At 73.2% G+C, this 14,828-nt stretch carries 10 protein-coding genes; 3 read left to right on the forward strand and 7 right to left on the reverse strand.

What is annotated here, in order from left to right; genetic code table 11:
• Positions 1-96 precede the first annotated feature (96 nt).
• The gene (locus tag SOM35_RS13215; protein WP_320515759.1) at positions 97-2,526 is read left to right on the forward strand and encodes a bifunctional metallophosphatase/5'-nucleotidase; all 2,430 of its coding nucleotides are present in this window, start codon (positions 97-99) and stop codon (positions 2,524-2,526) included.
• 312 nt (positions 2,527-2,838) lie between these two features.
• On the opposite strand, the gene SOM35_RS13220 is transcribed toward SOM35_RS13215, so the two are convergent.
• The 3 genes from SOM35_RS13220 to efeU are packed head-to-tail and all read right to left on the reverse strand — an operon-like array spanning position 2,839 to position 6,987.
• Complete coding sequence (locus SOM35_RS13220) at positions 2,839-4,137, reverse strand: Dyp-type peroxidase (protein WP_320515760.1); 1,299 nt, start codon at positions 4,135-4,137, stop codon at positions 2,839-2,841.
• Positions 4,134-5,381: an iron uptake system protein EfeO gene (efeO, locus tag SOM35_RS13225; RefSeq protein ID WP_320515761.1), complete on the reverse strand. Its 1,248-nt coding sequence runs from the start codon at positions 5,379-5,381 to the stop codon at positions 4,134-4,136. Before efeO ends, SOM35_RS13220 begins: the two co-directional genes overlap by 4 nt.
• Positions 5,368-6,987, reverse strand: a complete 1,620-nt coding sequence (gene efeU, locus SOM35_RS13230) for an iron uptake transporter permease EfeU (RefSeq protein ID WP_320515762.1) — start codon at positions 6,985-6,987, stop codon at positions 5,368-5,370. The genes efeO and efeU overlap by 14 nt, the downstream gene beginning before the upstream one ends.
• Before the next feature lie 70 nt (positions 6,988-7,057).
• On the opposite strand from efeU, the gene SOM35_RS13235 reads away from it, so the two are divergent.
• A complete protein-coding gene (locus tag SOM35_RS13235) occupies positions 7,058-7,936 on the forward strand; it encodes a trimeric intracellular cation channel family protein (protein ID WP_320515763.1) in 879 nt (292 codons plus the stop codon).
• Positions 7,937-8,223: 287 nt separating this feature from the next.
• A complete protein-coding gene (locus SOM35_RS13240) occupies positions 8,224-8,862 on the forward strand; it encodes a TetR/AcrR family transcriptional regulator (RefSeq protein WP_320515764.1) in 639 nt (212 codons plus the stop codon).
• Positions 8,863-8,888: 26 nt separating this feature from the next.
• Here SOM35_RS13240 and SOM35_RS13245 read toward each other — a convergent pair whose 3' ends face one another.
• The 4 genes from SOM35_RS13245 to SOM35_RS13260 form a co-directional block, all read right to left on the reverse strand.
• Complete coding sequence (locus SOM35_RS13245; RefSeq protein ID WP_320515765.1) at positions 8,889-11,228, reverse strand: transglutaminase TgpA family protein; 2,340 nt, start codon at positions 11,226-11,228, stop codon at positions 8,889-8,891.
• 28 nt (positions 11,229-11,256) lie between these two features.
• Complete coding sequence (locus SOM35_RS13250) at positions 11,257-12,591, reverse strand: DUF58 domain-containing protein (RefSeq protein WP_320515766.1); 1,335 nt, start codon at positions 12,589-12,591, stop codon at positions 11,257-11,259.
• A complete protein-coding gene (locus SOM35_RS13255) occupies positions 12,591-13,520 on the reverse strand; it encodes an AAA family ATPase (RefSeq protein WP_111074644.1) in 930 nt (309 codons plus the stop codon). Before SOM35_RS13255 ends, SOM35_RS13250 begins: the two co-directional genes overlap by 1 nt.
• 181 nt (positions 13,521-13,701) lie before the next feature.
• Positions 13,702-14,700 carry a glycosyl hydrolase family 18 protein gene (locus tag SOM35_RS13260; RefSeq protein WP_320515767.1) on the reverse strand — a complete coding sequence of 333 codons (999 nt, stop codon included), beginning with the start codon at positions 14,698-14,700 and terminating at the stop codon, positions 13,702-13,704.
• Between the last annotated feature and the right edge of the window lie 128 nt (positions 14,701-14,828).

The raw sequence follows: 14,828 nt of genomic DNA on the forward strand, positions 1-14,828 counted from the left end.
CCGGACTCTGGCGTGTCGCCTGTACATCCTCGTAGGTTCGGCAGGTCGCGTCCCCCGTCCGGGGGCGGAACCACCACACCAGGAGTCCTCACACCGATGAGCCCGTCCCACACCCCCGAGACCACCAGGCGGAGGCGCGGCATCGTCGCCGGCACCGCCCTCGCCACCGCCGGGGTCCTCGTCGCCCTCGGCGCCCCGACCACCGCCTTCGCCGCTGAGACGCTGGCCGCCACCACGCCGGCCGCCACCGCACCCGCAGCGGCAGCCGGTGACACGACGATCGACCTGTACGACGTCAACGACTTCCACGGTCGGATCACACGGTCCATCTCGCAGACCGCGGGGAAGCCGACCCCCCGCGACGGTGACGCCGCCGGTGCGGCCACCCTCGCCGGTGCCCTCGACCAGCTCCGCGGACCGGACGCCTCGACGTCCGCCTTCGTCAGCTCGGGTGACAACATCGGCGGGTCGACGTTCGAGTCCTTCATCCAGGAGGACCAGCCCACGATCGACGTCCTCAACCAGATGGACCTCAGCGTCAGCGCGATCGGCAACCACGAGCTCGACAAGGGCCAGGACGACCTCCGAGACCGTGTGATCGGGCCGGACGGCGCCCGCAACGCCAAGTGGGACTACATCTCGGCCAACATCCTGGACAGCGCCACCGGCGAGCCTGCCTTCGACCCGTACTCGATCCAGGAGATCAGCGGGAAGCGCGTCGGGTTCATCGGTGCCACGGTCGACCTCGTCGAGCAGGGGCTCGTCAGCCCGGACGGCATCGCCGGACTCGAGATGGGCGACATCACCACCGAGGTCAACAGCGTCGCCGACGACCTGACCGACGGTGACGACACGAACGGCGAAGCAGACGTGCTCGTGCTCCTCGTCCACGACGGAGCGGAGTCCTCGGCTGCCGCCGACCTCGACAACGGCTCCGACTTCGCCCGAGCCGTGCACGGTGTCACGCCGAAGGTCGCGGCGATCCTGTCCGCGCACACCCACCAGACCTACGTGCACTCGGTCGTCCCCGACGGCGGCACGATCCCGCGTCCGGTGATCCAGACCGGCTCCTACGGGTTCAACCTCGGACACGTGCAGCTCACGGTCGCTGCCGACGGCACGGTCACCCCGAGCGTCGCCGAGAACGTCCGCCTCGTCGACGGCACCTTCACGCCGGACGCCGGCGTCCAGCAGACCGTCGACGCAGCGGTCGCCGAAGCGGACGTGCAGGGGGCGGTCGAACTCGGCACCATCGACCGCGACATGCGGCGCGCCGTCCAGAGCGACGGCTCGGAGAACCGGGGTGGCGAGTCCACGCTCGGCAACTTCGTCGCCGAGGTCCAGCGGGAAGCGACCGATCGACAGGGTTCGCAGATCGCGTTCATGAACTCGGGCGGACTCCGCGCGGACATGGCGGCAGGCCCGGTGACCTACAAGGAAGCGGCGGCGGTCCAGTCGTTCGCGAACACCCTGGTCGTCCTCGACCTCACGGGTGACCAGATCCGCCAGGCACTCGAACAGCAGTGGCAGCCGTCGACCGCGTCCCGTCCGTTCCTCAAGCTCGGCGCCTCGGACGGCTTCGCGTACACGTACGACCCCCAGGCCGCCGCCGGCTCCCGCATCACGTCGATGACGCTGGACGGTGAGGCGGTCGGCGCGACGACCACCTACAAGGTGACCGTCAACTCCTTCCTCGCGGGTGGCGGCGACAACTTCGCGGCGTTCAAGCAGGCCGCCACGAAGCAGGACAGCGGCAAGGTCGACCTCGAGGCACAGGTCGAGTACTTCCGTGCCCACCCCGAGGTGACGGTTCCGGTCGACCAGCGGTCGATCGGTGTCCGCACGACGCCGGTCCCCGAGGGTGGCTTCCAGCCCGGTGACGAGGTGACGGTCGACCTCTCGTCACTGGTGTTCAGCAACGCCGGCGACCAGAGCGGTGACGTCTCGGTCTCCGCCGGGGACCAGGTGCTCGCCACGAGCCCGGTCGACACCACGGTCGTCGACAAGACCGACGAGCAGGGTCGCGCCTCGCTGACCTTCACGGTCCCCGAGTCGGGCGTCGCCCAGCCGGCAGCGCCGTCGACCGCATCGCGTCTGGCCGCCACGGCCGTCGGGACCTCGGACGAGCCGCTCGTCGTGGAACTGCCGAACGGGCAGCAGATCACGCTGGCGGTGACCATCCCCCTCGCGGTCGTCCCCGACCCCGGTACGGACCCCGGCAACGGTCCGGGTGACCCCACCGACGGCTCCGACCCGACGCCGACCCCCGTTCCCGGCAGTGGTGACGGCGGCTCCGGCGACCAGGGCTCCGGCGACGCCGGCCTCGGTGGCACCGGCAGCGGTGTCGTCCCGATCAGCGGTGGCGGGATCGACACCGCCGACGGCGGAGACCTCGCCTACACGGGTGCCGAGCTCGCGGCACCGGCCCTCACGGCCGGGCTGCTGCTCCTCGCCGGGCTCACTGCGCTGCTGGTGGTCCGCCGGAAGCGTGCCGCGCACGACGTGAGCGAGCGCGCGGAGGGCTGACGCGCCTCCCGGCCTCGCCGAGCCGGACGGGCCCGTCCACCGACCGGTGGGCGGGCCCGTCCGCGTGTCCGAGCGGTGACGCTCGACGCCGTCGGCCGGGAGGCCCGCCCTGCGAGATCGGGCAGCCGCTGTCGGACAGCACGGTCGGTCCGCGCATGTCATCGCGGTACGCTGCATCCGTCGCCATGCGCGATGCGTCGCGCCGGGTCGCCGGACGGTGGTTCCGCCCGATCGGACCCCGCGACGCGGGTGTCCTCCGCCTCCAGGGAAACGGCGGAGGACACCCCTCTCACACCTGTCGACCGGCCGGTGTCAGCGGAAGAGCTGCTCGCCGATGTAGGAACCCTTGCGGGGTGCCGGCGGGACCGCGAAGACCGCCGACCCGATGTGCGCGATGTACTCGTTGAGCCGGTCCGACGCGCCGAGCCTCCGCTGCAGCCGGGTGAAGTGGTCCGGGTCGTTCATGTACGCCACGAACAGCAGCCCGGCGTCGAGCTGCCCGTACTGGTTGAGACCGTCCGTGTAGTTGTAGCCGCGGCGCAGGATCTTCACGCCGCCGTTCGCCTCGTGTGCCGCGAGGGCGACGTGCGAGCGGGGGTCGATCGCGGGCTGTCCGTGGGCGGTCGCGTGGAAGTCCGGCGTCGTGTGCTCCTGGCCGCCGGAGAGCGGTGCGCCGCTGACCTTCGTCCGCCCGAACACCCGCTGCTGGTCGCTGACGACGTCGGCGTCCCAGATCTCCAGGTTCATCCGGATCTTCCGGACCACCTGGTACGTGCCGCCGGCCATCCAGTCGGCGTCGTCGTCGAGCCAGACGAAGCGGTCGTGCTCGGCGTCGGTCGTGATGTTGCGGGTGCCGTCCTTGAAACCCATCAGGTTCCGCGGGGTCGCCTGTGTCGGCCCGGCCGAGGCCCGACCGAAGCCCAGGACGGTCCACTTGACGGTCGCGCTCCCCCGGGCCATCCGGGCCAGGTCGCGGACCGCGTGGTACGCCACCTGCGGGTCGTCGGCGCAGGCCTGCAGGGACAGGTCGCCGCCGGACAGGCCGGACTCGAAGCGGTCACTCGGCAGGGACGGCAGCTCGGTCAGGTCCGCCGGACGCTTGCCGGCCAGGCCGAAGCGTTCGTCGAACACCCCGGGGCCGAGGCCGACCGTGACGGTGAGGGACGCGGGCCCGAGGTCGAGCGCCTCGCCGGTGTCCGCGCCGACGCCGTCACCGTGGGCGGGTTCGACGCTGCCGATGGTCTGGCCGGCCTGCAACTGCGCGATCGCGGCCGACCAGCGAGCGAGCAGCACCTGTAGCTCGGTCGCGGTGCCGAGCGTCAGGTCGAAGGTCATGAACACGCAGTGCCGCTGCGGGTCGGTCCGGATGCCACCCTGGGGCGCACCGGCCGTCGTCGCGTAGAACGGGTGGCTGCGCGACATGTCGACGGACTCGTCGCCGTTCGCCGCCGCGGTGAACGGGTCGACCCCACTTGCCACGGCGGACCCGGCGATGCCCGCGGCCGCACCGACTCCGGCCCCGGCGACGGCGAGACCCGCGCCGAGCAGCCCCCGGCGGGAGACCCCGCGGGTGTCGTCCTCGGCGGTGTCCCGGTCGTTGCGGCCGCTCACGCCGTGGCGACCTTCTCGGCCAGGCGGGACAGCGGGTCCTGCAGCGCCTGCACCTGCTGGGAGATCGCGTTCGCGTGCGCCGCCTTGGTGCTGGCGTCCCAGCTGTCGAAGCCGCCCAGGTCGTCGGCGTTCCGGAAGCCGTCCATGAGCGTGTTCGTGGCGTCGAACTGCTGGGCGATCTGCTTCGTCAGCGCCGGGTCGACCTTGGTCAGTCCGGGCTTGAGGTACGCGAAGGCCTGCCGGGAGCCCTCGACGTTGGCGGCGAGGTCGACGAGGTCGATGTGGCTGTAGGCCTCTTCCTCGCCGGTGATCTTGTTCGACTGGACCTCTTCGAGCAGTCCGGCGGCCCCGTTGGCCAGGTCCTCCGGCTTGTAGTCGAGCGTCGGCACGAGCTTCGCGAGCAGGTGCACGTTCGTGGCCAGGTCGTCGGCGTACCGCTTGGTGTCGGCGGTGATCGCACCGTTCGCGAACAGGTCGCGTTCGACGGCGTGGAAGCCGCTCCAGCCGACGGCCGGGTCGGCGTTCGAGGCCCGCATGTCGATGAGGTAGTCGAGGTTGCCGGCGTTGTCCGTCGCCTTGTGGCCCTTCTTCACGAAGCCGTCGACGTCGCTCTCGACGTGCTCGTAGTACGGGCGGGCGTTCGCGTAGTCGGTCTTCGCCGCTGCCAGGTCGCCGGCGTCGACGTCCTTCTTGAGCTCGTCGACCGCGGTCACCATGTCGGTGACCTGGCCGTCGACGTACTCGGCGTAGCCCTTGGTGCCGTCCTGCAGCAGGCTCGCGGCGCTGCTGTTCGCGGTCGACTTGACGGACCCGGTGACGGTCAGGCCGGTGAGCTCGTGCTCCGCACCGGGGCAGTACACCTGGTACTTCCCGCCGGTCAGCGTCGCGGTGAACGAGACGGGGTCGAGTCCCGGCGCCAGGTTCTCCTTCTCGCCGAGGATCCGCTGGTCCTGCAGCAGCTCGACCTCGGTGATGGCAGTCGACGACTCGTTCTTCACGGTGAAGGTCACGGGGCCGGCGCCGACCGTGCTGCTGCTCACGGCGCAGCGGTCGGAACCGTCGTTCGTCAGGGTGACCGTGACGCGGGCCACCTTGCCGGAGGTCTCGGTGGCGTCGCCCGAGGCGGTCCCGTTGCTCGCGCAGCCGGTGAGGGCGAGTGCCGCGACGGCGCCCAGCGCGCCGAGGGTGACGAGGCGCCCCCGCGTGGTCAGGGGTCGGACGGTGGTCGCTCTACCGAACGGCATCGGTGCTCCTTGCGGTCGCCGTGACGGGAGGGCCACGGGTGGGGGTGGTCGAGGGGACGGTCGATTCGGGCAGGCCGAGGCGACGGCGGTCCCGGAGGGCGAGCAGCACCTGTGCGGCGGCGGCGATGCCGAGCGCGAGGGGCAGCCAGCGGGTCCAGAGGGCGAGTTCCGCGGTGTGGGTCCGGTCCGCCGCCAGGGCGGCGGTCGTCCGGTCGACGGTGGCGCGCGGCACGGCCCAGACGGTGCGGTCGAGCGTGCTGGTCCGGGCGGTCGGGAGGCCCCCACCGGTCAGGGTGAGCACCGAGCGTTCCGCACGGCTCGCGTCCACCACGCCGCCGTCGACGCTCCACAGCGTCACGGTGTCGCGGGTCGCCCAGGAGGCCCGGTACGGCCCCGGCGCGCTGCTCGGCGAGATGCCGACCGGGATCCGGCCGAACAGCTGGACGAGGTCGTCGAGCGTCAGGGTGGCGGGCTGGTCGGCTGCCGCTCCGTCCGAGGTGACGCGCCACCGGTCGGTCGCGGTGCCGGCGCGGGTGACGCGGCGGTGAGCCGATGCGGGGAGGGCGATCCGGGCCTCCCGGCCGGTGCTGCCGGAGCTGCCGGTGCTGCCGGAGCCGGTGCCGGCGACGCGCAGGGTGGCGGCGGACCCGGAGACCGTCGCGCTGACGGAACGGGCGTCGCCGGTGAGGCGGGTGGTCGCGGGGACGTCGGTGTGCCCGGTCGGCACGGCGACGGCGAGCGCGAGGGCGGCGACCGCGAGGCCGGACGCGACCGCGATGCGGACGGCGGGGACGCGGACGTCGGACGGCTTCCACCGGCGGGGCCAGAGCGACAGGGCCAGGACGGGGACGACGTAGAGGACCCAGCCGAGCACCTCGATCACGCGCGGGTCCGGTGGGATGCCGAGCACGCCGGTGACGAGGGCGCCCTGCACGGACCCGTTCGGGGCGAGCCAGCTGAGGTCGACGGTGCGCTGCTGGCCGATCACGACCCAGCCGGCCTCGTGTGCGCGGCGGAGCACGGTCAGGACCAGGCCGCCGGCGACGAAGACCAGGAAGACGCCGGTGCCGGTGAAGAACTTCGCCAGGTTCAGCCGCACGCCGCCGGTGTAGATGCCGTACCCGACGACGACCGCCCCGGCGATGCCGATCACCGCGCCGAGGGCGGCGAGACCGGTGTCGCTCGACGCCTGGAACGTGGCGAGGAGGAAGACCGACGTCTCGAAGCCCTCCTTGAGGACGGCGAGGAAGGCCATGCCGGCCAGCGCCCAGGCGGTGCCGCGACCGAGGGCGGCGGACGCGCTGGCCTCGAGTTCCCGGCTGAGGTGGCGGGCGTGGGTCCGCATCCAGACGATCATCCCGGTGACGAAGACCACGGCGACGATGCCGATGAGGGCCTCCATCGCCTCCTGCTGCGCCTGCGGGAGCGCCTGCTCGACCGCCTGCAGCCCGAGCCCGACGGCGATGCTGAGGAGCACGGCGACGCCGACCCCGGTCCACATCGGGGCGAGGGGGACGCGGTTCCGTCGGAGGAACGCGGCGATGATCCCGACGATCAGGGTGGCTTCGAGGCCTTCGCGGAGACCGATGACGAGTGTGGCGAGCATGACGAAGGTGAGGCTAACCTAACCGGCGCGCGAACCGCCAGCCGGGGAGCCGTACGCTTTGATGGTCTTCATGAACCTGCTGACCGTGGACGGCCTCGCCGCTGTGACGAACGTGCTCGACCTCGCCGGGGTCTTCGCGTCCGCACTGCTCGGTGGCGCGGTCGCCCGGTCGATGGACTTCGACCTGTTCGGCTTCCTGGTGGTGGGGTTCGTCTCGGGGCTCGGCGGCGGGATGCTCCGTGACGTCCTGCTGCAGAACGGGCCGCCCGTCGCCCTCACCGACCCGCTGTACGTGCCGGTCGCGGTGGCCGGGGCGCTGGTCGCGTTCTTCGTGTCGTTCTCCGAGCGCGGGTGGGACCGGCTGTTCACGTTCCTCGACGCCGCCGTCATCGGGTTCTGGGCGGTGGTCGGGGTCCAGCGCACCTTCGACGCCGGACTGGAGTGGCCCGCCGCGATCATCATGGGCACCATCACCGCGGTCGGCGGCGGGGTCGGGCGCGACCTGCTGCTGCGACGCGTGCCGGCGGTGTTCGGCGGCAACGCCCTCTACGCCTCGGTCGCCGTCGCCGCGTCGGCCGTGATGGTCGGCGCCTCGGCCCTGGGGTCCCCGACGATCGGCATCGTCGCCGCCGTCGTGCTCTCGCTGCTGCTCCGCTGGGGCGCCGTCCGCTGGGGCTGGGGCCTGCCGAACGGCCGCAACTGGCAGCCGCAGTCCCAGCTCGCCTCGCTGCTCCGACGCGGCCGAGGGCGCGGGCGCACACCGCGGCCGGTCCGTCCGGGTGCCGCGCGGCTGCTCCGTCCGGGTGCCACCGGGCTCCTCCGCCGGCCCGGGCAGGATGCCGGCGCCGGCGGTCTGCACACCGGCAGCATCCGCCTCGACGGTCTGCACACCGGCGCACTGCACCTCGACCAGGAGGCACCGGATCGCGCGGACCACCGCGAGGACTGACCGGCGCCCTGTCCCTGGCGACCCCGGGCCCGTACACTCGAGACCGCCGGGTATCGACCCGGTTGCACTCCCCCGGACGACGGACCGACGTGACCCGAAGACGGCGGTCCAGCCGCGGGTGTGCAGGCACCATCCGTGCCGGCACGAGGGGCCACCGCTCCGCGCGTGATCAGACACGCGGTGCGGTCCCCCGGGCCTGCCGACGGGAGCACCGGTCACCACCCGACGAGCACCGCCGCAACGCCAGCTCCACCCGCACCAGCAGAGTCCCGGAACAGGATCCTCCGATGACCGACGCAAGCGACCCGGCAGACCCGGGCACACCGGAGGACCGCGCCACGCCGGTCCCCCGCACCCCACGATCCGAGGTCCGGGAGCGTCTGCTCGCCGCCGGCTCGCGGGTCTTCGCCGAACAGGGCGTGCACGAAGCCCGACTCGACGCCGTCGCCGCCGCCGCCGGCTTCAGCAAGGGCGCGGTCTACTCGAACTTCTCGTCGAAGGAGGACCTGCTCGCACAGGTCATGCAGCGCGCGACGAACCGGGTGCTGCAGTCGCTGCAGGAGCTCATCCGCATCGACATCAGTGCCGCGGACGTCGGCGACGTGGTCCGGGCAGCGTTCGGACGACACGACCAGAGCGCCGAGTTCGCCCTGCTCTCCGAACTGCGGGCGTACGCCATCCGGCACCCGGAGTTCATGCCCGAGTTCATCCGCCAGCGGCGCACCCTGCAGGACGGCGTCCGCGAACTCGTGCACACCTGGTTCGCCGCGCACCCCGAGGTCGACCCCGGCATGCCGCTCGACACCTTCGCGACGATCCTGATCGCCACGAACTCCGGGATGGTGTTCGACGCGCCCGCCCTGGACGGGATGAACCCGGGCGACGCCGTCGCGACGATGGTGGAGGCGGTGCTCCGGCCGCGCTGACCGGCCACGGCACCAGCGTGGTCGGGTCAGCCCGCCGCGGGTGCCGGTCGTCGGTCAGTCGGACGCCCGGAGGGCAGCAGGCTCGGCGGGAGCAGTCGCGACCGGAACACGCGGCCACGGGAGACGGCGGCGTCCAACGCGGTGCGGGCCTCCTGGACGGACCGGAGGAGCGCCTGCGTGTCGGACCGGCCGTCGGCGGCGAACCGCTCGTGGTCGACGGCGTCCACGACGGACCCGAGGTGCGGCAGCACCGATGCCGGCACGACCGTCCGGAGCCGACCGAGGTCGGCGCGAGCGGTCCGGGCGACCGCAGCCGCGTCCCCGGGCGGAGCCGCCCCCGGCGTGAAGCCGTGGTCGGCGAGGTCGTCGAGCAGTTCCCGCCAGGCGGTGACGGCCGGCCGGCGTCCGGCGGCGACCGCGCCCAGTCGACGGTGTCGACGTGCTGCACGGACCGAACCGGGCGCCACCAGCACCGCGAGGGCGACGAGCACGCCGACCAGCACACCCCACGGGATGCTGCCGCCGCCCGTGCTGCTGCCACCCGCCGTCGCCGAGGTCGGCGTCGGGGTGGGCGTCGGGGTGGCCGACGCCGGCGCGGTCTCGCCCGGGGCCGGCAGCGGTGTCTCGGTCGGGGCGGGAGCCGGCGTGGCGGACGCGGAGGGCTGCGGCTGCGCGGCCTGGTCGGAGTCCGGCGTCGGCTCGAACGACACCCAGCCGGCGCCCCGGATGTAGAGCTCCGGCCACGAGTGCAGCTGGCGGTTCGAGACCGTGTACTGGCCGTCCTCACGGCTCGCACCCGCGCGGTAGCCGACGGCGATGCGGGACGGGATGCCGAGCGTCCGGGCCATCACGGCCATCGCGGACGCGAAGTGCACGCAGTAGCCGGAGCGCTCCTGCAGGAACCGGGCGATCACGTCCATGCTGTCGCCGTCGTAGCCCTGCTCGACCGGAGCCGTCTCGGAGTAGGTGAACAGGCCGCTGCGGAACCACTGCTCCAGCGCCCGGGCCTGGGCGTAGTCGGTGGTCGCACCGGCGTCGACGCGGGCCGCGGTGGTGCGGATCACCGCCGGCAGGTCCTTCGGCAGCTCGGTGTCGGTGCGGAGCTGCGCCGGCGACGGCGCGACGAAGCCACGACCGTCGGCCTGGGACAACCGGCCCGAGGCGGCGATGGCGTCGAGGTAGGCGTTCGCCGAGACCGAGGCGCCGTACGCCTCGTAGGTGGCACCGCGGCGGGTCGCCGGACCGGCGGAGCGCACGGTGTTGGCGTCGCCGGACCAGCGCCACTGGGTGAGGTCGAGGTTCGTCGACTTCGACTCGACCGACATCGCCCCGGCGGGCAGCGGCAGGTAGTTGCTCGACAGCCCGGTGATCTGCACGGTGACGTCCCCGCGGTCCGCCAACCGCGGGTTCACGCCGTCGACGCGGCGGGACTGGTCCGCAGTGTCCGCGGTGGAGGCGTCGGTGACGGTCGGCACCCAGTCACCGGTGCCGAACTCGTCGAGGTCCGCGAGCTTGAGGTACTCGGGCTGCCCGTCGGAGGACCGGTAGCGGAACACCTCGAGCTCGTTCGGTCGGCGGAGGTCCTGGCCGAGTTCGAGCAGGGTGCCCGGGCGTCCCGGCCGGATCGGCGACTGGATCGCCCCGGTCACGCCGGAGAGCCAGCCGGCGTTGATCGGCACCAGGACCGGCAGGCCGATCGCCACGACGAGCCCGATCGCGCCGACCACGGCGGCAGGGAACGCCCGTTGCACCGGGCGGACCGACGTCCATAGCAGTGCGAGGAAGGCCAGCGCGGTGAACACGACCAGCCAGGCGGACGGGGCCTCGCCGGTGATGATGCCCGGCACCAGGAGGATCACGAGCGCGGGTGCGGCGGCGAGCGCGGCGGTCGGGGCCACGGCGGCCAGGAACAGCGAGGCGCCGGCGACCCAGGCGATCGCGACGGTCACGATCAGCCGGATCGAGTCCGTCTGCGGCAGCGGCGCCGGGTTGAGGCGGATCGCCGCGAGCGTCTGCCCGAGGGCTCCGTTCCGGTCGAGCCACCCGAGCGGTGCGGTGTCGTTGAGGAGCGCGGCGGCGCAGGAGCCGAGCACGAGCGTCGCGACGAGCGCCACGAACCGGACACCCCGCGGGCGGGTCCGGACGGCCAGCAGGACCGCGACGAGCACGGCGGTGAAGACCGCGCCGGACAGCCACCACGAGATGCCCTGGACGAGTGGACGCATCGCGAGCGCGGCGACGAGGACGGGGAGCGGGGCGAGGGCGACGACCCAGGCACCGGGGGTGTCCGGGCTGCGGTCGTCGCGGTCGAGCACCTGCCGGACGTCGACGTGCTCGCGCTGCCGAGCCGGGCTGGTGGCGGTCATCGGGTGTGTCCGCTCGGGCTGGTGGCCGTCATCGGGTGTGTCCGCTCATGGTCGTGCCGGGCACCGGGACCACGAGCACGCGCCACCCGGCACGGCCCATGATCCCGCGCACGACGGGGTCCGGGGCGACGACGGTGACGAGCACGCCGCGGCTCGACCCGTTCGTCGTCGAGACGAGTTCGGCGGCCTCCTCCGGGCTGCAGTGCCCGGTCACGACGGCGGTCATGCCGTGCACGTCCCGGCCGCGGACACCGTGCAGGACGTCGGTCAGTTCCCGGGCGTCGGACCGTGCCTGGACGTCGGCGAGGCCCACGAGCACCTCGGACAGCCCGCCGGCGTCCCCGCTGTGCCGGACGTCGCCGCCGGGTCCGTCGCTGACGAGCGCGACCCGGGAGGTCCGTGCCGACAGCGCCCGGGCGACGCTCGCCGCCACCACGACCGCGTGCTCGAAGGCCTGGTCGCCGCCGAGGTCGGACAGTTCGGACAGGTCGTCGCGGCCGAGCTGCTGGTAGGACGAGCGGCGGACGTCCAGGGCGACCACGGCCTCCGGCGGCTGCGCCTGCGTGGTCTGGCGGACGTGCAGGACGCCGCGTTTCGCGCTCTGCCCCCAGTGCACGCGCCGGATGGGGTCGCCCGGCCGGTAGGGGCGGAGCTCGCTGTCGTCGGCGGATCCGCCCTGACCGACCCGGCCCTCGTCGGCGGAGACCGCGCCGGCGAGCGCCCCGGTGTCGAGTGCGGAGAGCGGGGTCGTGCCGGGGACCACGACGACCTCCTCGGCCGGCACGACCGGTCTGTCGATGCGGAGCAGCCCGAACGGGTCCTCGACGCGGACGGTGACCGGGCCGACGAACGCCCGCCCACGCTGGATCGCGAGTGCCTCGACGTCGAGCACCGCCGGCGGGGTGCCGGGTCCGATGGTGACGAGCGACGCGGCCTCGTTGGTGCTCACGAAGAGGTCGTCGAGCTGCTCGCGGACGAGCAGCGTCGAGCGCGGTGCGAACCGCACCTCCGACCCGCGGATCGTGACCCGTTCCCGGTAGACCTCGCCCACCTGCACCATCGCGCGCGGTGCCGACCGGGAGGCGCGGAGCGGCGCCGCCACGGCCAGTGCGGTGACGACGCCGGAGACGACGAGCACCAGGAGCAGCAGCCCCGCGGAGACGGCGACGCTCATCGAGGCGACCAGGCCGCCGCCGACGAGGCCGAGGCCGACCGCCAGGACGGTCCAGCCGCGGAGCGTCGGGCGGGGGAACGGGGTCCGGCGCAGCATGCCGAGCCCGCGACGTCCGACCCGGGACAGCACCGAGCCGGCCGCGCCCGCGCGCAGCGCGAACGGACGGGCGGCGGGGCGCTGGTCGACCATCAGGAGCGGACGGGGGTCGCGGTGAACGGCACCGCGGTGTCGGAGACGATCCGGACGACGATCTCGCGGGCGGTGTCCTCCGCCGAACCGCCGAGGCCCCGGGCCACCGGGACGAGTCGGTGGGCCAACACGACCGGGGACAGGACCGCGACGTCGTCCGGCGTGACGAACGGCCGGCCGAGCAGCGCCGCGTGCGCCCGGGCAGCCTGCGCCAGGTGCAGGGTCGCGCGCGGGCTGGCGCCGAGGAGCAGGTCGGGGTGCATCCGTGTCGCACGGACGATCTCGACGATGTACGCCTCGACGTCCGGGGCGATGTGCACCGTGCGGACGGACGCGATCATCGCGCGGAGCGTGTCGACGTCGACGACCGGACGCAGGTCGGCGAGCGGGTCGTGGCCGCCGCGGGCCGCGAGCATCCGGCGCTCGGCACCGGGGCTCGGGTAGCCCATCGTGATGCGCGCCATGAACCGGTCGCGCTGCGCCTCCGGCAGGGGGTAGGTGCCCTCCATGTCGACGGGGTTCTGCGTCGCGACGATCATGAACGGGGACTCGAGGGGCCGGGTGACACCGTCGACGGTGACCTGCGACTCCGCCATCGCCTCGAGCAACGCCGACTGGGTCTTCGGACTGGTGCGGTTGATCTCGTCGCCGATCACGACGTTCGCGAACACCGGCCCGGGTGAGAACCGGAAGGTGCCGGACGACTGGTCGTAGATGTTCACGCCGGTGACGTCCGAGGGCAGCATGTCCGAGGTGAACTGGATGCGGCTCACGGACCCGCCGACGGAGGCGCCGAGGGCCTTCGCGAGCACCGTCTTGCCGACGCCGGGGACGTCCTCGACGAGCAGGTGTCCCTCCGCCAGCATCACGGTGAGGGCCGTGCGGATGGCGTCGGACTTGCCGTCCACCACGGTCGCGACCGACGCCATGACGGCCGCCCCCGCGTCCTGGATCCGGTCGATCGGGACGGTGTGGTGGGTCAGCTCCGGCACGCAGTTCTCCTCGTCGCTGGGTCGATGTCCGGCGATGCTACAACGGCCGAGTGAGCACAACCGGAGGATGCGTCACCGAACGCGTCGTCCGGACGGGAGGCCCGGTGCCGCCTCCCGCTCAGCGATCGGGCAGTGCCGACAGGTTGAGGGACCACATCGCGACGCCGTGCACGCCGAGGTCGCGAGCCAGGTCGCGTCGGGCGGCGTACGAGCGGTCGTCCGACCAGTGCAGCTGCCGCCCGTCCGCGAGCGTCGCCGACCACTCCCCCGTCCGGTCCGACCACTGCGCCCGGCCGCCCGCCAGGTGCGCGGCCCGGGCCGCCGGGATCGGTGCGGTATCCGCGCCGGGGCCCCAGGCGTAGCCGTAGCCGGCGACGCCGACGTCGATCCGGTCCGCCGGCAGTCCCCCGTCTATCGCGGTCCGGATCGCCTTCCGTGCCCACGGAAGCGACCCGATCGTCCCGGCGTCGCTCCACGGCCCGTGTTGGTCGTAGGTCATCAGCACGGTCCGGTCCAGGTGCGGGGCGAGCCCGGCCAGGTCGTAGCCCCGCTCGCGGTACTCGGCCGGGTCGGTGGACGACATCATCGCGATGGAGACCTCGGCATAGTTCCCGAGCCGCTCGCGGACCGCCGTGCGGAGCGCCCGGGTGAAGGTGACAAGGTCGGCCTGGTCCTGGGAGCGCATCGACTCGAGGTCGATCTGCACGCCGTCGGTCCCCAGTCGTGCCGCCAGGTCGACGAGCTGCCCGACGACCCGGGCACGGTTGGTCGACGACGACAACAGGGCCGTCGCACCCTCGGGCGAGAAGTCCCCGATGGTCGAGGAGTAGTTGCTGAAGAGCACCTCGGTCCGGGCTCCAGCCTTCGCGGCCACGCCGACCAGCTCCCCGACGTCACCGGAGGTCGGCAGCAGGTGCGTGCCGTCGTCGGAGAGTGCAGCGCCGTCGACGCCGATGACGTCCGCCCCGCGGTCGACCGCCGTCCGGACGCGATCGGCAGCGCCAGCACCGGGTTCGACGTAGCCCTCGATGCCGCTACCGTCGGCGCGCGTGCTGCCCGCGCTGCAGCCGGCGAGCAGCAGGGCGGCGACCGCCACGGTCGCCGCGGCTGTCGTCATCCGTCGCATCACCCGATGACCGTAGCCGGTGCGCCGACTCAGGGCCTGGCTCCACCGCCTCGGAGCACCGCACTATGGAACGACGAAACCCCGGCTCGCATGGCGCGAGACCGGGGTTTCGTGGAGTG

This window comes from Curtobacterium sp. CFBP9011, from assembly GCF_034045095.1.
Taxonomy (GTDB): Bacteria; Actinomycetota; Actinomycetes; order Actinomycetales; family Microbacteriaceae; genus Curtobacterium.